Source organism: Candidatus Planktophila sp. (assembly GCF_040402275.1).
Classification (GTDB): Bacteria; Actinomycetota; Actinomycetes; order Nanopelagicales; family Nanopelagicaceae; genus Planktophila.
This window is the reverse complement of the sequence record NZ_JBBAMW010000004.1, coordinates 1-16,253: the sequence shown is the minus strand read 5'-3', so window position 1 is coordinate 16,253 and position 16,253 is coordinate 1. Positions and strand designations below refer to the sequence as shown.

At 46.1% G+C, this 16,253-nt stretch carries 16 protein-coding genes; 8 read left to right on the top strand and 8 right to left on the bottom strand.

Annotation, left to right across the window (positions count from 1 at the left end):
- Window positions 1–9: 9 nt before the first annotated feature.
- Window positions 10–867, top strand: a complete 858-nt coding sequence (locus AC9UEY_RS01705) for a DMT family transporter (protein ID WP_509536884.1) — start codon at window positions 10–12, stop codon at window positions 865–867.
- Here AC9UEY_RS01705 and era read toward each other — a convergent pair.
- The 6 genes from era to AC9UEY_RS01675 all read right to left on the bottom strand — a co-directional run bounded on the left by era (window position 864) and on the right by AC9UEY_RS01675 (window position 5,426).
- Window positions 864–1,784, bottom strand: coding sequence for a GTPase Era (era, locus tag AC9UEY_RS01700; protein WP_509536881.1), 921 nt, complete (start codon window positions 1,782–1,784; stop codon window positions 864–866). The two genes, AC9UEY_RS01705 and era, sit on opposite strands and share 4 nt — an antisense overlap.
- A 12-nt stretch (window positions 1,785–1,796) precedes the next feature.
- Window positions 1,797–2,681, bottom strand: a complete 885-nt coding sequence (dprA, locus tag AC9UEY_RS01695; protein ID WP_509536878.1) for a DNA-processing protein DprA — start codon at window positions 2,679–2,681, stop codon at window positions 1,797–1,799.
- A gap of 47 nt (window positions 2,682–2,728) precedes the next feature.
- Window positions 2,729–3,337 carry a ribonuclease HII gene (gene rnhB / locus AC9UEY_RS01690; protein ID WP_509536875.1) on the bottom strand — a complete coding sequence of 203 codons (609 nt, stop codon included), beginning with the start codon at window positions 3,335–3,337 and terminating at the stop codon, window positions 2,729–2,731.
- Between the two features lie 4 nt (window positions 3,338–3,341).
- A complete protein-coding gene (lepB, locus tag AC9UEY_RS01685; RefSeq protein WP_509536873.1) occupies window positions 3,342–3,998 on the bottom strand; it encodes a signal peptidase I in 657 nt (218 codons plus the stop codon).
- An 8-nt stretch (window positions 3,999–4,006) separates the two neighbouring features.
- Complete coding sequence (gene rplS, locus AC9UEY_RS01680) at window positions 4,007–4,555, bottom strand: 50S ribosomal protein L19 (protein ID WP_509536870.1); 549 nt, start codon at window positions 4,553–4,555, stop codon at window positions 4,007–4,009.
- A 106-nt stretch (window positions 4,556–4,661) separates the two neighbouring features.
- Entirely contained in the window at window positions 4,662–5,426 is a 765-nt protein-coding gene (locus AC9UEY_RS01675) for an inositol monophosphatase family protein (RefSeq protein WP_509536867.1), read from the bottom strand.
- A 34-nt stretch (window positions 5,427–5,460) separates the two neighbouring features.
- Between AC9UEY_RS01675 and AC9UEY_RS01670 the strand changes: the two genes are divergently transcribed.
- Together AC9UEY_RS01670 and sepH are read left to right on the top strand one after the other, a co-directional pair.
- Entirely contained in the window at window positions 5,461–6,702 is a 1,242-nt protein-coding gene (locus AC9UEY_RS01670) for an MFS transporter (RefSeq protein ID WP_509536865.1), read from the top strand.
- Window positions 6,695–7,528, top strand: a complete 834-nt coding sequence (sepH, locus tag AC9UEY_RS01665) for a septation protein SepH (protein ID WP_509536862.1) — start codon at window positions 6,695–6,697, stop codon at window positions 7,526–7,528. The genes AC9UEY_RS01670 and sepH overlap by 8 nt, the downstream gene beginning before the upstream one ends.
- Before the next feature lie 3 nt (window positions 7,529–7,531).
- On the opposite strand, the gene AC9UEY_RS01660 is transcribed toward sepH, so the two are convergent.
- Entirely contained in the window at window positions 7,532–8,632 is a 1,101-nt protein-coding gene (locus tag AC9UEY_RS01660; RefSeq protein ID WP_509536859.1) for an alkaline phosphatase family protein, read from the bottom strand.
- Between the two features lie 38 nt (window positions 8,633–8,670).
- On the opposite strand from AC9UEY_RS01660, the gene AC9UEY_RS01655 reads away from it, so the two are divergent.
- From AC9UEY_RS01655 to AC9UEY_RS01640, 4 genes are read left to right on the top strand one after another with little or no spacing between them, the layout of a single operon-like run.
- The gene (locus AC9UEY_RS01655; protein ID WP_509536856.1) at window positions 8,671–9,573 is read left to right on the top strand and encodes a pseudouridine-5'-phosphate glycosidase; all 903 of its coding nucleotides are present in this window, start codon (window positions 8,671–8,673) and stop codon (window positions 9,571–9,573) included.
- A complete protein-coding gene (locus AC9UEY_RS01650) occupies window positions 9,570–10,451 on the top strand; it encodes a carbohydrate kinase family protein (protein WP_509536853.1) in 882 nt (293 codons plus the stop codon). The genes AC9UEY_RS01655 and AC9UEY_RS01650 overlap by 4 nt, the downstream gene beginning before the upstream one ends.
- 25 nt (window positions 10,452–10,476) lie before the next feature.
- Complete coding sequence (locus tag AC9UEY_RS01645; RefSeq protein ID WP_509536850.1) at window positions 10,477–12,009, top strand: DNA gyrase/topoisomerase IV subunit A; 1,533 nt, start codon at window positions 10,477–10,479, stop codon at window positions 12,007–12,009.
- A 21-nt stretch (window positions 12,010–12,030) separates the two neighbouring features.
- Entirely contained in the window at window positions 12,031–13,629 is a 1,599-nt protein-coding gene (locus tag AC9UEY_RS01640) for an ABC-F family ATP-binding cassette domain-containing protein (RefSeq protein WP_509536847.1), read from the top strand.
- Here AC9UEY_RS01640 and AC9UEY_RS01635 read toward each other — a convergent pair.
- Window positions 13,626–15,707 carry a DNA gyrase/topoisomerase IV subunit B gene (locus AC9UEY_RS01635; protein WP_509536844.1) on the bottom strand — a complete coding sequence of 694 codons (2,082 nt, stop codon included), beginning with the start codon at window positions 15,705–15,707 and terminating at the stop codon, window positions 13,626–13,628. The two genes, AC9UEY_RS01640 and AC9UEY_RS01635, sit on opposite strands and share 4 nt — an antisense overlap.
- 190 nt (window positions 15,708–15,897) lie before the next feature.
- Between AC9UEY_RS01635 and AC9UEY_RS01630 the strand changes: the two genes are divergently transcribed.
- The gene (locus tag AC9UEY_RS01630; RefSeq protein ID WP_509536841.1) at window positions 15,898–16,110 is read left to right on the top strand and encodes a DUF7455 domain-containing protein; all 213 of its coding nucleotides are present in this window, start codon (window positions 15,898–15,900) and stop codon (window positions 16,108–16,110) included.
- The last annotated feature ends 143 nt before the right edge of the window (window positions 16,111–16,253 follow it).

Genomic DNA, 16,253 nt, shown 5'->3' with positions numbered 1-16,253 from the left:
TAAGCCGTAATGACACGTAAATCCTTGTTTCACTTTGCCTTAGTTGGCCTGCTCTGGGGAATCCCATATCTATTGATGAAGGTTGCCGTTGAAGATTTCCCTCCTGCAGCTGTCGTTGCAGGTCGCACATTAATCGGTGCATCAATCTTGATTCCTATCGCTATCTACCGCAAGAAATTTGGTGGGGCGGTCCTAGGGTTCAAATACGTTGCCTTCTACGCGCTAATGGAGATGATCGGTCCTTGGATCCTAATTACTACAGCAGAACAAAAGATTAATTCAGGGCTAGCGGGATTGCTTGTTTCAACTGTTCCGATCTTTGCCACCATCATCACCTCTCTTCGTGGTGATCATTCAGTCTGGCAGTTCAAGAGAGTCTTTGGAATTGTTGTTGGGTTTATCGGTTTAATCCTGGTTGTTGGAATTGAAAGTTTGTCAGGCAACAGCGATCCTCTATCAATTGCCATGGTGATTGTGGCATCAATGGGTTACGCCTACGCCGTCATCATGGTCACTAGCAATTTGCCACTAGTTGATGGAATAGCAATTAATGGCTTAGCCATGGCGATTACGACTGTCTTCTGGGCACCTGTTGCTATCGCCCAATGGCCATCGAGTATTTCTATGAATTCGGCGCTCTCTCTAATCGCACTTGGCGTGTTTAGCACCGCCATCGCCTTTATCTTATTCTTTAAGGTGATGGCTGAAATCGGGCCTGCACGCGGCTCGCTTGTTACCTACTTAAATACCGCAATCGCAGTTCTATTAGGTGTGATTATTCTGCGTGAACCACTAACAGTTGGAATTATTGTGGGATTGCCTTTGGTGCTTGTTGGTTCTTACTTGGCAAGTAAAAAAACAGCTTAGGACTTTTCGCCAAAGCCTAACTTTGCAAGCAGCTTGGGATCTTTCTGCCACTCCTTTGAAACCTTAATGTGTAGTCCAAGAAATATCTTGGCACCTAACACACGCTCGATATCTGCGCGCGCACGAATACCAATTTCCTTCAATCGTGCGCCTTGATGTCCTAACAAAATTGCTCGTTGTGTGTCTCGCTCTACGTGGATAGTTGCATGAACATCATAAAAGGGGCGTGAGCCCTTTTCTTCGCGCTCACCAAACTCATCGATAGTAACAACGATGCTGTGGGGCAACTCTTCCCGCACATCTTGGAGGGCTGCTTCACGAATATATTCACAGATGATCTGATCAATCGCTTGGTCACTTGTTGTGCCAGCTGGGTAGTACTCAGGACCAGAAGGCAGGTTCTTACCAATTAATTCATTGAGTAAATCAACTTGATCATGGATTGCAGCAGAAACAGGAATGATTTCATCCCAGACAAATCCTTCAGCAATCTTCATGATGCCTAATAATCTAATTGCAAGCTTTTCCTTTGCAATGAGATCTGTTTTGGTAATTACTGCAAACTTTTTAGCACCTCGGTGTTTTGCTATTTCTTGGGCAATAAATGTGTCGCCAGCACCTGATGTTTCATCAGCTGGAATGCACATAATGACAATATCGACTGAATCCATACTTTGATCAACTACCTGATTAAGCCGTTGGCCCAACAATGTCTTTGGTTTGTGTACTCCTGGGGTATCAACAAGGACTGCTTGAAAACTATCACCGTGAACGATTCCACGGATTGCTGTGCGAGTGGTGTTGGGGTGGTGTGAGGTAATTGCAATCTTGCTACCTACTAAAGCATTAATCAGAGTTGATTTACCAACGTTTGGGCGGCCAACAATGGCCACAAAGCCCGAACGGAAATCACTCATGGGCTTATTCTCTCATTGATTAACTCCGACAAACTCCACGGCATCGTGGACCGAAGTCACTATCTCTGCAGCACGTTCTGCGATTAAGCGATGGCAACCCTGGCTAGTTAATGAGTTCAGCTGTCCTGGGATAGCCATCACTGGTCGCATGAGATCGGCGGCATCGCGCGCAGTGCGCAGAGAGCCACTTCTATGCGCGGCTTCAACAACAAGAGTGGCACAAGATAGAGCAGCAATTAATCGATTACGAGTTAAGAATCGATTTTGCGCAGCATGAACATAGGGCATGACTTCACTGACAATCGCTCCATTTTTACTAATTGCTTGGAATAACCGTGAATTCGAGGATGGATAATCAACTAAAACTCCTGATGCAATAACAGCAATTGTTTTGCCTGATGCTTGAAGTGCTGCAACGTGTGCGCAGGTATCAATTCCTAGAGCTCCCCCGCTGACAACATTCCAGCCCTGATTGACAAAAGCTGTTGCAAAATCAGCTGCCATTTCTTGTCCGTAGCCACTGGGCTCTCGTGTGCCAACTATCGCAATTGATTTCTGGCTCAGCTGTGAAAGATCACCTTTAACAATTAATCCGATGGGTGGATTTGCTAGTTGATCTACCTGGTGTGGCCACAGTGCATGTCCTGGATAGATGAACTCAGAATCACTCACCTGTAATGCAGTTTGGAGCGTTTCAAAGTTTGTCTGCTCAATTTTTTGAAGCAGTTTCGAACAGGATTGAGAGTTGTATTGTCCGCAAAGTAATCCCTGCAGAACCATAACCGCGCCAACGCGCTGAATCTCTTGGCTCCAGCCCGTATGTCCTGGTTCAATTGCTGAAAAAAGAGTTAAGCGCGCTTCATACTCATCAATTATTACTTTACTGTGAATGCTCATGGGTCCAATTAATGCAGATCCCCTGGCAGCAAACTCCTTGTTACAACTTACTTGTGGATGAGTGCTGCAACATTGGCAAAAGAGGTGCGGTGCTCGGCGCATGGCCCATGTTCATTCAGGGCTTTAGTGTGAGCGGCGGTGATGTATCCCTTGTGCCCAGCAAATCCATAGAGTGGAAACTCTTTATCTAGCTCGCGCATGATTTGGTCACGAGTTACCTTTGCAATCACAGATGCGGCGCTAATCGAAACTACAACTTGATCGCCCTTCCACACAGCCAAATTTGGAACTCCTAAGCCTTCGATCGCATAGCCATCTGTTAATACATATGCAGGTTCCACGCCCAATCCTTGGACCGATCTTCGCATTCCATCAAGATTTGCTGCATGCACACCACGTGAATCAACTTCTGCTGCCGGAACGATTACAACACTCACAGATGCTGCAATACTTTGAATCAATTCAAAAACAGCATCTCGCTTGTTTTCAGGAATTTCTTTTGAATCACGCACCATAGCTAACTCAGGAGCGAATGGATCATGCAAGACAACGGATGCAATAACTAATGGACCAGCACATGCTCCGCGACCAGCTTCATCAACACCTGCAATCGGTGAAATTCCAGCGTTTGCTAATATCTGCTCTATAACCTTCACCAGGTTACTTCTTTAATACATCCACTTTTGGCAGATATGTAATGTTTTTAAATGGCCAGATGACTGCAACTACGCGTCCTGTCACCCTTGAAAGAGGAACAAACCCTTTATTGATATCTTCTTGGTGATAGCGAGAGTCCGCACTTGCACCGCGGTGATCGCCCATGACCCAGATCTTTCCTTCAGGAACGGTCACATCAAATTTCATTTCAGATGGCTTATTGCCCGCATAAATATATGGCTCAGTGACTTCGACATCGTTAATAGTTAAGTTGCCACCCTTTGTACAACACACGATGTGATCACCTGCTACACCTACAACACGCTTAACCAAGTACTGCTTTGTAGGGTTTGGAAGTACTCCAACTGCCACTAATGCGCTCTTTGCTTTAGCTACATACTTGTTGGTGTCGTAATCGACGATTTCAGGGAGCCAATTATCAGGATCGCGGAATACAACGACATCACCACGGCTAATGTTTTTGGAAATAAATGGAACTTTATTCACCGCAACTCGATCTTTGATCTGAAGTGTGTTTTCCATTGAACCAGAAGGAATATAGAAAAACTGAACAGCAAAGGTTTTTATGAATAGCGAAACAACCAGTGCTACAACAACAAGGATTGGGAGCTCCCTAAGGAGCGATCCCTTTTTGCGCATTGAAGAGATTATTCAGCTTTTGGGGCTTCAGTTGCTTCTTCAGCAACAGCTTCAACAACTGGTGTCTCTACAACTGCTTCAGCTGGAGTTTCAACAACTGCTTCAACAACTGGTACTTCGACAACTGCTTCGACAACTGGTGCTTCGACAACTGGCGCGACAACTACTACTGGTTCTGGTGTAGAAAGAATTCCATCGCCGTAACCTTCAACGCCATCGCGCTTTTCGCGAATCTTTGCAGCCTTACCGCGAAGATCGCGTAGGTAGTACAGCTTGGCGCGACGTACTTCGCCCTTCTTTACTAGCTCAATCTTTTCAATAACTGGAGTGTGAACTGGGAAAGTACGCTCAACACCAACACCGTAAGAAACCTTACGAATTGTGAAAGTTTCGCGAACGCCATCGCCTTGACGACGGATAACGATTCCTTGGAAAACCTGAAGACGGCTCTTGTTACCTTCGATAACACGAACATGGACCTTGAGCTCATCACCGGCACGAAACTGTGGGATGTCTTTGCGCAGGGATACTGCATCTACGGCGTCAAGAATGTTCATATTCGGATCCTTTTGTCATTTCTATTAAGCACACGCTTTGGCGGTGCAGACTGCGTATTGTGCCACAGAGGATGGCTTGAGCGTAAATCGGTGAAAACGGCTTAGATCACTCGGGGATCTGAGCGTTAAGGGCGGCAAATAGGTGAGGCCCAGCTGCCACAGTCAGATTCAAACCATGCCATGGGCGGGTGGTCACCGTTGCTCCTGCTTCTCGAGCGATGAGCTCTGCGGCAGCTAGATCCCATTCATACAACCCTGTTTCAAAATACCCATCAACCATTCCCGTGGCCACATGACAAATATCTGCTGCTGCAGATCCAATACGGCGAAGATCTCGAATCTGTGGCAACAAAGCATTAACAATCTTTAACTGTTCAATGCGATTATTAACATCATATGCAAAACCTGAAGACAGTAGCGCGCGGTTTAGTTCAATGGGGTCATTACATGCAATTGTCACATTATTAAGGAAGGCTCCCCCACCCTTTGAGGCGTGCCAGGTGGCATTAACTGTTGGTGAGTGCACGACGCCAACCAAGGTTCCGCTTTCATCCTTTGCCGCAATGCTAATAGCCCAACCTGGTAATCCATAGAAGTAATTAACGGTGCCATCGACTGGATCAATCACCCAAGTAACACCACTTTTACTTTCACGTGATGCACCTTCTTCTCCAATAATCCCATCATCAGGACGAGCTGCCAAAATACTTTCAACAATTAACTTCTCTGATGCCAGATCCATTTGTGTTGCAATATCTATTGCAGTTGATTTCATTGTCAGATCCCACGATGCAGGACGATCCATTAGCAAATCACCGGCTTGACGCGCAATCTTTAGGGCTAGATCAAGTAATTGCTGAGTATCAGTCATAGCTGCAGTCTAACCGCGAGATAGACTCCTGCCTATGTTCTCAGGATATAAAACTTTAATCAGCACGCCTGGGGCGATGAGATTTTCAATTCCTGGGGTAATCGCTCGTATGCCCATCTCAATGGATTCACTTGCACTTATTTTCATCGTTGTAGCAGTTAGCGATTCCTATGCATTAGCTGGGGCGCTCAGTGCAACAGCATCAGTTTTTATGGCTATTGCAACACCTCATTGGTCGCGCGTAGCAGATCGTATTGGCCAAAGTGCAATGCTGGTGCGTGTTATTCCCATAAAGGTTTTAGGTCTTTCCCTATTTACGGTTTTAGTTTTAAACGACGCTCCAATTTGGACCTGGTTTGTAACAATCATTATTGCCGAATCAATGTCAGTTAATACTGGTGGATTAGTTCGCCGGCGCTGGCTACACATCCTTAGCCCAGATAAAACAAGTACCGCCGACGATGAACAAGATCGCCACCTAGTAAATACCGCTTACTCCTTTGAAGCCATCATGGATGAAGTTGTCTTTATTCTTGGGCCGATCATTGTTACCGCGTGTGCGACAACAATTGCACCTGCTGCCGGAATTATCTCCGGCATCATCTTTGTTCTCATCGGTGTCCCACTATTTGTGATGCAAAAATCCACAGAGCCTCCTGCCACGCCTAAGCGCATTATTGATCCTCACCCAGCAGTTATTAGAAATAAGCGGGTTCAGGCCGTTGTTCTTGTTACAACTCTTCTTGGTGGATTCTTTGGTTCGATTGCAATTGTCACCGTTGCATTTGCCGATCAAAGAGGGCAAGAGAGCATGTCGGGAATTCTTTTGGCAGTGTGGGCGTTTGGAAGTGGCATTGCCGCCATTATCAATGGAACGATTAAGTGGAAGCTTTCAAGTGCTTCTAGATTCCTAATCTTCTTATTTGCCTTGACCTTACTTTCAGTTCCAATGTTATTTACACACTCCTTGGTGTGGCTATCCGTTGCTTTATTCTTTAATGGATTTGCAGTAGCACCCCTGGTTATTAACGCATACGGAGTTGCAGAGGGCGCAGTTCCTGCAGATCAAATTACTGAAACATTGACCTGGGTCGTTGCTGGAATGCCGTTGGGCGGTGCGATCTCTAGCGCACTGTCGGGTCAAATCATCGATCGCTTTGGTGCAGAGATTGCGTTTTGGGTACCCCTGGGATTCATGATCGCGGCATGTGCAGCCACGCTGCCTTACTTCAGCACTTATAAGGCCCTCATCGACTACCCTCGTGCTCGTGACTGAGTTACGACTAAATGGAAAGACCGATGATGGTCTGCATCTTTCATTACATGACAATGACGGTAATGAGTTCACCGTCCGCGTGAGCGATACATTGCGTGCAACAGTTAATCAGCAACGACTCATGTCAGTTCCAACAACAAATGAACCAATAGTTTCCATCAAAGAGGTTCAGCGATTGCTGCGTGCCGGACAAACTGCAGAACAAATTGCTCGTGATAATAATATTTCAATTGAAAAGATTGAACGTTTCGCAGGTCCAATTCTTTCAGAGCGCATCTACATCATTGATCAAGCCCAACAGATCGCAATTCGCAAAGAAGGTGGGCGCGAAGCAGTAACACTTCTTGGTGTTGTCATCTCTCGTCTTGCACCACGCAATATTGATTCATCAGAACTTTCTTGGGACTCATGGCGCTTAGAAGATGGCACATGGACAATCGAACTTCACTATCCCAACAACACAGGCGTTGGTATTGCACAATGGAACTTTGATGCGACCCTTCGCACCGTCGTATCCATGGATGAGAATGCACGTTGGATGATGGGTGATGAGCCTGCTCCCCGTCAGCTTCCAACACCAGGGTTAGTGCCAACTGAGGCTTCTCACCCCTCCGAGCGTCGCATCATTGATGTCTATAGCGAGTTCCGCAAAGAGGTAACCGAAGAAGAAATTGAAGACATCGTCGAAGAAATTCGCGAAGTTCCACGCTTAGCAGTTATCCGCGAAGAGCCAGATGATGAGGCATCTCGTGATGGAATTACTGCACGCGCAAAGGTCCCAAGCTGGGATGAAATCATGTTCGGCATTAAGCCAGAGGATAAGTAACTCTTAACTCAAAGTAGTTGTTAGTAATCCAACCTGCGATTCAATATCGCTGTCTGCTCCATGGTGGCCCACCATTGCGCCTTCTTTATCCACGCGATCAGCATCAAGTAGAACTAACCCCCCACGTGCAATTGCAATTACCTCACCCATGCGATCAAAGGCATCTGCACTTACCTCTGCCCCAAATAAGTTGTTAGAAATAGCTTGTTCGCGGGTTAGCACAAGTGCTTTGTCCTGTAAGTACTCCTGCCACAGTGAGGCTGTCTCTGCGCGTGCTGTAGGTGAATCAGAATCTAAATAAATGTGTCGAGCACGAGGTTCACCTGCAACAACGCTGACACCTTGCATCAATGGATTATCAACCCCAATAACAATCTTTTCTTCAACATTAATCATGCCGTGATCAGATGTAACCCAGATGCGTGTGCCCTTAGGAACCTCTTTCATCAACTGCGACACCATCTGATCGATCATCGTCAGCGCTGCTATCCACTTCTCGCTACTCACGCCATCGGAGTGGCCAGCGGTATCTAAATCATTGACATATAAGTAAACAAATGATGGCGACTTATGCAAAGCTAACTTTGTTTCGCTGATTAAATCAGCAACAAGGTTTGCACCTTTGTACTGTGCTCCACGGAAAACAGCTCGTGTAAATCCAGAGTTTTCATATCGCTTTGCTGCAACATGTGTCACATTGATCCCAGCAGCCGTTGCTCGCTGAAACAAGGTCTCTATCGGTTGCCAATTTTCAGGATCAACGCGCTCATCCCACTTGAGTGCATTGAGCAATCGTCCACCACTGCGCGGAACTTGCACGGTGTATCCCAACATTCCGTGAGCGCCAGGTAATTCTCCGGTTGTTAGCGTTGCAAGGGATGTTGCAGTCGTTGAAGGAAAGGCTGTTTGTATGCGTCCGTGGTTAAACATACGTGACATCGTTGGCATTACATCGGCATACGTAGCAAGTGTGTCAAAGCCAAAACCATCAATGAGAAAAAGAAGTTCGCGGCCCATTGGCGATTGCCCCACAGCTAAGTGATCAACTGCACTTTCAAGGCCAAGGGAAGAAAAGATCGATGGCGTTACCTGGGACAAATGCACGGGGATATCTTCCCACGACTGTGCACTAGAGTTTGGCTATGGAAAAGGCTATTAAGTTCTCAGCTGAAGTTGCTGATGCACTCAAGGCCAAAAAGCCTGTCGTTGCACTGGAATCAACAATTATTAGCCATGGTTTGCCACGTCCTTCAAACCTTGAAGTTGCTCTTGAATGCGAACGAATCGTCAGAGAAGCAGGAGCGGTTCCGGCAACGATCGCATTGCTAGATGGCAAGGTCTTAGTTGGCCTTGAACGCCCAGAGCTAGAGGCGATCGCAAATCGTGATGACATTTCAAAAGCATCTATTCGCGACTTAGCAATCATTGTGGCTCAAGGAAAATCTGCAGCAACAACAGTTGCAGCAACATCTCATATCGCAGCCATTTCTGGAATTAACATTTTTGCAACAGGTGGCCTTGGTGGCGTGCACCGCGGTGCCAATGAATCATTTGATGAATCTGCAGATCTAACAGCGCTATCTCAACTTGATATGACCATTGTCTGTGCTGGAGTTAAATCAATTTTAGATGTTCATGCAACGCTAGAGCGCCTTGAAACTCTTGCAATTGGAGTTGTGGGCTATAAGACCAACGCATTTCCTGGCTTTTACCTGACAGATTCTGGATACACACTTGAACACCGTGTTGATTCACCTGAAGAAATCGCAGCAATCATCCGAGCTCGCACAGCTGTTTCAACTCACTTCAAAGCATTAGTTGTTGCAAACCCTGTCCTCAAAGAGATGGCTAAGGCTCGCCATGATGAAATTTTGGCAAGTGGATTAGCACGAGCAAAGAGTGAAGGAATTGATGGAAAGCTAGTCACGCCTTTCTTGCTGGAGCATTTTCATACCGCCTCAAAGGGTGAATCACTTGCTATTAATACTGAAATTATTAAGTCAAACTGTTTGTTAGCTGCCCAGATTGCGATGGCGCTTCGATGAAAAAGATTCTGTGCATTGGCGATTTAGCTCTCGATGTTATTTCACAACTCAAAGAGCCCATCAACTACGGCAATGACACCGCCAGCAAGATCTCTAGCCACCCTGGCGGACAAGCAGCAAATGTTGCAACCTGGATTACCCGCACAAATTCACAATCTCACCTAGTTGCCAGAACAGGCAATGATCCAGTGGGTTTTGCACTGATTTCAGATCTTGATAAATACGGTGTGGAACACCTGAATTTGATGCATAGTGGTCGCCCAACAGGTGTTGTTGTCATCTTGGTTGATGCCAATGGTGAGCGCACAATGTTTCCGGACAATGGAGCCAATGCTGATCTTGAAGTGAGTGATTTGCCACCACTAGATGACATTGATGGTGTTTATATTTCAGGGTACGCCCTCCTTGATTTCCGTAGCCGAGAAGCGGTTATTGACATGATCACGATAATTAAAGCTGCAGGAAAGCCAATCTTTTTTGATCCAACAACAACTGGTGCGATGAAGATAGTTTCATTGGAAGAGGCTCTCTCATGGGTAGCGATGGTGGATGGCATCTTGCTTAATTCAGAAGAGGCTTTATACCTTGGAAACACAAAGGATCTTGTAGAAGCAGAAAGAAATCTTCAAAAGTACACACCACTTGTAGTTATCAAACTCGGTTCAAAGGGTGCGATGGCGGTCAATGGAAATGATTCTGCAAAGGTTCCGGCGGTAACAACCAATGTTGTCGACACAACGGGTGCTGGAGATTCATTTGCCGCTGGCTTTATTCCAAAGTGGCTAGAAACTAGTGATTTAACTCAAGCCCTCACGGCAGGTGCAGCCCTTGCTGCAAAGTGTGTTTCATCAGTTGGGGCGCGCCCTCCCCTAAATTAACGCTTACTCTTGGCAGAATGCCCCAATGGCAACTGCAAAAACTCCCGCGAAATCTGCGGCTAAAGGTAAGAAACCCGCTGGCCCAAAGCCCGGTGAATATCCAGGAAAGATCGTTGACATCGATGTTTCCAAGGAAGTTTCTGATTCCTTTCTTGAATATGCATACTCTGTAATTTATTCACGCGCACTGCCTGATGCACGAGATGGTTTAAAGCCTGTTCACCGTCGCATCTTGCATCAGATGGCAGATATGGGTCTTCGTCCAGAGCGCGGACATGTAAAGAGCGCACGTGTTGTTGGCGAAGTAATGGGTAAGTTGCACCCTCACGGTGATGGTGCAATCTATGACGCACTTGTTCGCATGGCACAAAGTTTTTCTATGGGATTACCGCTCATTGATGGTCACGGAAACTTTGGTTCATTAGATGCTGGCCCTGCCGCCATGCGTTATACCGAAGCACGCTTGGCACCTGCTGCAATGTCAATGGTTGCAGAAGCAGATGAAGACACAGTTGATTTTGGTCCAAATTATGACGGTCAGCTATCAGAGCCAGTTGTTTTGCCTGCTGCATATCCAAACCTGCTTGTTAATGGTGGTTCAGGTATTGCCGTTGGTATGGCAACAAACATGGCACCACACAACCTTGGCGAAGTAATTGCTGCAACTAAGTTTTTGATTGAAAATCCAACTGCAACTATTAAGCAGTTAATGAAGTTTATTCCTGGCCCAGATTTTCCAACTGGTGGTGAAATTGTTGGACTAGATGGTGTGCGTGAGGCGTACTCAACAGGTAAAGGATCTTTCAAGGTCCGCGCATCTGTTGAAATTGAAAAGGTCTCATCTCGCAAGATGGGTATTGTCATCAAGGAGTTGCCCTACACAATCGGGCCTGAAAAGGTTGTTGAGCGCATCGCAGCTCTTGTTAAAGCTAAAAAGATTCAAGGAATCAGCGACATCATTGATCTTTCTGATGGTCAGACTGGCACCAACGTTGTTATTGAGATAAAAAATGGTTTTGAGCCTGAAAAGGTTCTAGAGAAGTTGTATGCACTCACCCCAATGGAGGATGCATTTGCTATCAACGCAGTTGCATTGGTCAAAGGCAAGCCACAAACACTTGGCCTCAAAGAGCTTCTCCGAGTCTTTATTGATCACCGCATCGAAGTTGTTCGTCGCCGCTCTGAGTTCCGCAAGGCAAAAGCTGAAAACAGACTGGGTCTTGTTGATGGATTGCTCAAGGCGATTATCGATATCGATAAGGTCATCAAAATCATTCGCGGTAGCGATGATGCAGCCCAAGCTAAAGATAAGTTGATAAAAGACTTCAAGTTAAATGATGAGCAAGCAACATATATCTTGGATATGCCTCTTCGTCGTTTAACAAAGATGAGCAAGATTGAACTTGAAACTGAACAAAAGGAGTTAAAGGCTGTTATTGCAGTGCTCACAAAGTTACTCAAGAGCGAAGATGCAATCAAAACTCAGGTTTCTGATGAATTAACTGCTGTTGGTAAGTCATTTGCTACAGCCCGACGCACTCGAATTGGTGCTGCTTAAACCCAGCCGATAGACTTGGGTGTGATTTCAACCCAAGCCCTCGAATTACGTGCAGGAGCGCGCCTTTTAGTTAAAGGCGTAACTGTGCGTATTAATAGTGGCGACCGCATTGGTTTTGTGGGTAGAAACGGTGCTGGTAAATCAACTCTTGCCAAAGTATTAGCTGGTGAAAACATGCCAGCAGGTGGGGCCGTAAATCGCACAGGAAAAATCGGTTACCTCCCCCAAGATCCACGAACCGGTGATGCACCTGGCTCAGTAATCGATCGCATTCTCTCTGCTAGAGATCTTGATCAAATTGCTTCGCGTATGCGCGCAGTTGAAGAGGAAATGGCAACTGCCCAAGGTGAAGCACTTGAAAAGGCGATGGAGCGCTATGGCCGCGTTGAATCAGAGTTCTCTGCTGCCGGAGGATACGCAGCAACTGCAGAGGCAGAAGCAATTGCAACCTCCCTTGGTGTGTCAGAGGCTGTCTTTGGTCATGAACTTTCAACTCTTTCTGGTGGTCAGCGCCGCCGTATTGAGCTAGCTCGTATTCTCTTTAGTGGCGCAGAGACTTTGCTACTGGATGAGCCAACTAACCACTTAGATGCTGACTCGATTGTGTGGCTGCGCGAATTTCTCTCTAAGTACTCTGGCGGATTAGTAATTATCTCCCACGATGTGAACTTGATTGAAACAGTTGTTAACAAGGTTTTCTACCTAGATGCCAACCGTAACTGCATCGATGTATATAACTTGGGGTGGAAGGCCTACCTACTACAGCGTGAGCAGGATGAACACCGCCGTAAGAAAGAGCGCGCCAACGCAGAAAAGCGCGCAGAGATTTTGCAGAAGCAGGGCGAGAAGATGCGCGCAAAGGCATCTAAGGCAACTGCAGCCCAAGGCATGTTACGTCGCGCTGAAAAACTTAGAAGCGGCCTTGATGATGTTCGAGTCGCAGACAAGGTTGCAAGGCTTCGCTTCCCAACCCCTGCCCCATGTGGCAAGACTCCACTATCTGGCGAAGAGTTATCAAAGAACTATGGCTCACTTGAAATCTTTACCGATGTTTCATGTGTGATTGATAAGGGTTCTCGTGTTGTAATTCTTGGACTTAACGGTGCGGGCAAAACAACGCTGCTTCGTATTTTGGCTGGTGAACTGGAATCAGATACTGGAAAAGTTGAACACGGTCACGGTTTAAAGATCGGCTACTACGCCCAGGAGCATGAATCACTTGATTTTGAACGCACGATCTTAGAGAACATGATGTCTGCAACTCCTGATATTGGTGAACCAGAAGCCCGTAACACATTGGGTTCATTCCTTTTTGTTGGCGATGATGTTCACAAACCTGTCAAAGTTTTATCAGGTGGAGAGCGAACACGTTTAGCGTTAGCTGTTCTGGTTGTTTCTGCTGCCAATGTTTTACTTCTTGATGAGCCAACGAACAACTTAGATCCAGCATCACGCGCCGAAATTTTGGGCGCACTTGCTGAGTATCAAGGTTCAGTCATCATGGTTTCTCACGATGAAGGCGCTGTGCAAGCGCTAAAACCAGAGCGCGTTATCTTGTTACCAGATGGTGATGAGGATTTGTGGAAAGAGGAGTACTTCGACTTAGTCTCTATTGACTAAGCGTCGATATGCTCACGATCTATCTCAGCGTTGGCAATAAATTCCTTGCGCGGTGCAACATCACTACCCATTAATAGTTCAAACATTGCCTCCGACGCTGCGCCATCTGAAACGGTAATTCGACGCAACGTACGGGCATCTGGATCCATAGTTGTTTCCCGCAGCTGATCTGCATCCATCTCGCCCAGGCCTTTGTAACGCTGAATTGGTTCCTTCCAGCGCTTGCCTGTCTTTTTAAGATCTGCTGTTACCTTCTTCATCTCATCATCACTATATGTGTAGATGTATTCGCCCTTCTTGCCTCCCCCGCCCATTACTTCAATGCGGTGGAGAGGTGGAATTGCAGCAAATACCCGGCCTGAATCAATTAGTGGGCGCATGTAGCGATACATCAGGGTCAATAACAAACAACGAATGTGCGCGCCATCAACGTCAGCATCTGACATCAAAATAATGCGGCCATAGCGTGCTTCATCTAATTCAAAAGACTTTCCAGAACCTGCGCCAATTACCTGAATAATTGATCCACACTCTTTATCTTCAAGCATCTGCGATAGCGATGCCTTTTGCACATTAAGAATTTTGCCTCGAATAGGCAAGATCGCTTGGAACTCGCTGTTACGCGCAGCCTTGGTTGTGCCAAGTGCTGAGTCACCTTCTACGATGAATAACTCTGTACGTGTTACATCCTCTGAGCGGCAATCTGAGAGCTTTGTAGGAAGAGATGAAGATTCCAGTGCGTTCTTGCGACGCTGCAGATCCTTGTGAGCACGAGCACTAATACGTGTGCGAGATGCTGCTGCAATCTTTTCAAGAACAAGGCGACCATTTGCCTTATCAATGCGCTTTGTGGTGTTGAAGTACTCCTTCATCCTGTCTGCAACAACGGCTGAAACAATTCGTGTGGCTGCTGCAGTTCCTAGAACTTCCTTTGTCTGTCCTTCAAACTGTGGCTCAGACATACGAACTGTAATCACGACGGTTAAACCTTCAAGAATGTCATCTTTGATGACATCCGCCTCTTTGTTAGCCAAAGTTTTAGTCGATCTCAACGCTTCATTGATCACCTTAACAAGTGAGCGTTCAAAGCCCAGTACGTGAGTTCCACCCTTAGGTGTAGCAATAATGTTTACAAATGAGCGCTGAGTCGTCTCAAAGCCATTGCCCCACTTCATCGCGATATCAACTTCCATATCGCGCTCTACCTCAGTAGAAACCATATGGCCCTTGTCATCTAACACAGGAACTGTTTCCTGGTAGTGACCGGTGCCGTAGATACGAATGACATCGCCAACAGCCTCATCTGGCTGCAAATAATTACAGTATTCAGTAATGCCGCTCTTGTGGAAGAAGGTTTCAGTTGTCTTTGTTTTAGTGCGATTGTCATTAACAATCAGCGTTAATCCAGGCACTAAATATGATGTTTGACGAGCACGTGCGTAGATTTCTTCTAGGTCTAGCTCTGCTTCTTTCAAAAAGATCTGGCGATCACTCCACCATTTAATACGTGTTCCAGTTACCTTAGATGAAATCTTTCCAATAACTCGCAAACCTGATTTTGGTTCAAAGGGTGCCTTGGGGCCATCGCCATCAAAAATACCTGCAGTTCCACGTTGGAATGACATCCAGTAAATCTTGCCATCGCGATCAACTTCAGCATCAAGGCGTGAAGCAAGTGCGTTCACAACAGATGCACCCACACCGTGCAGTCCACCTGAGGCGGCGTATGACCCGCCACCAAATTTTCCACCAGCGTGTAATTTTGTAAGAACAACTTCAACACCAGTTAAACCAGTCTTTTGTTCCTTATCCACAGGAATACCGCGACCATCATCATGGACTTCAACGGAACCATCTGATTCAAGATTAATTTCAATTTTCTTGCAATGACCAGCAAGTGCTTCATCGACAGAGTTATCAATAATTTCCCATAGGCAGTGCATGAGCCCGCGTGAATCGGTTGATCCGATATACATTCCGGGGCGTTTGCGAACTGCATCTAGACCTTCAAGAACCGCTAAATCTTTTGCGGTATAGCTATCTTGCGAAGGGGTCGCAATTGCATCTTTCTCGGCCATGGGGCGAAAGATTATCTTCCTCACCCCTTTTTTGTGCGTAAGCGCGCCGAACACATCTCAGATAGTGGAAATTGTCGACTCTCAGCGTTAATTAAGTGTTAATTATGCAAAAAAGATTAAAAACAACAAGCGGAGAATAAATATATGTGGAATCCTACTCGTAGAGAAGAACACGGAAACGGAGAGAGATATGTCGGAACAGTTTTTGCTTGAATCAGTACCTCTTAACGCCCTAGATCGTTGCGATCGTTGCGGTGCCCAGGCTTATGTCCGTGCAGTGCTTCTAAACGGTGGGGAACTCATGTTCTGCGCTCATCACGGCAAGGAATATGCTGAAAAGCTAAGGCCAATTGCCGCAAAGATTCAGGATGAATCAGAAAAGTTGATTGAATCTAAAAACTAGTTGTATATCAAAAAAGCCCTTATGCGATAAACGCGTAAGGGCTTTTTTGTTTCTCCACATTAATTTAATCTGGGGTTAATCTAGATAGTCGCGCAGTACCTGACTACGTGATGGGTGACGAAGCTTTGACATTGTCTTTGATT

Excerpts from the sequence above, each read along its gene's own strand:
- AC9UEY_RS01705 (WP_509536884.1), top strand. The coding sequence starts at position 10 with ATGACACGTAAATCCTTGTTTCACTTTGCCTTAGTTGGCCTGCTCTGG.
- era (WP_509536881.1), bottom strand. The coding sequence starts at position 1,784 with ATGAGTGATTTCCGTTCGGGCTTTGTGGCCATTGTTGGCCGCCCAAAC.
- dprA (WP_509536878.1), bottom strand. The coding sequence starts at position 2,681 with ATGAGCATTCACAGTAAAGTAATAATTGATGAGTATGAAGCGCGCTTA.
- lepB (WP_509536873.1), bottom strand. The coding sequence starts at position 3,998 with ATGCGCAAAAAGGGATCGCTCCTTAGGGAGCTCCCAATCCTTGTTGTT.
- rplS (WP_509536870.1), bottom strand. The coding sequence starts at position 4,555 with ATGAACATTCTTGACGCCGTAGATGCAGTATCCCTGCGCAAAGACATC.
- AC9UEY_RS01675 (WP_509536867.1), bottom strand. The coding sequence starts at position 5,426 with ATGACTGATACTCAGCAATTACTTGATCTAGCCCTAAAGATTGCGCGT.
- AC9UEY_RS01670 (WP_509536865.1), top strand. The coding sequence starts at position 5,461 with ATGTTCTCAGGATATAAAACTTTAATCAGCACGCCTGGGGCGATGAGA.
- AC9UEY_RS01655 (WP_509536856.1), top strand. The coding sequence starts at position 8,671 with ATGGAAAAGGCTATTAAGTTCTCAGCTGAAGTTGCTGATGCACTCAAG.
- AC9UEY_RS01650 (WP_509536853.1), top strand. The coding sequence starts at position 9,570 with ATGAAAAAGATTCTGTGCATTGGCGATTTAGCTCTCGATGTTATTTCA.
- AC9UEY_RS01645 (WP_509536850.1), top strand. The coding sequence starts at position 10,477 with ATGGCAACTGCAAAAACTCCCGCGAAATCTGCGGCTAAAGGTAAGAAA.
- AC9UEY_RS01635 (WP_509536844.1), bottom strand. The coding sequence starts at position 15,707 with ATGGCCGAGAAAGATGCAATTGCGACCCCTTCGCAAGATAGCTATACC.
- AC9UEY_RS01630 (WP_509536841.1), top strand. The coding sequence starts at position 15,898 with ATGTCGGAACAGTTTTTGCTTGAATCAGTACCTCTTAACGCCCTAGAT.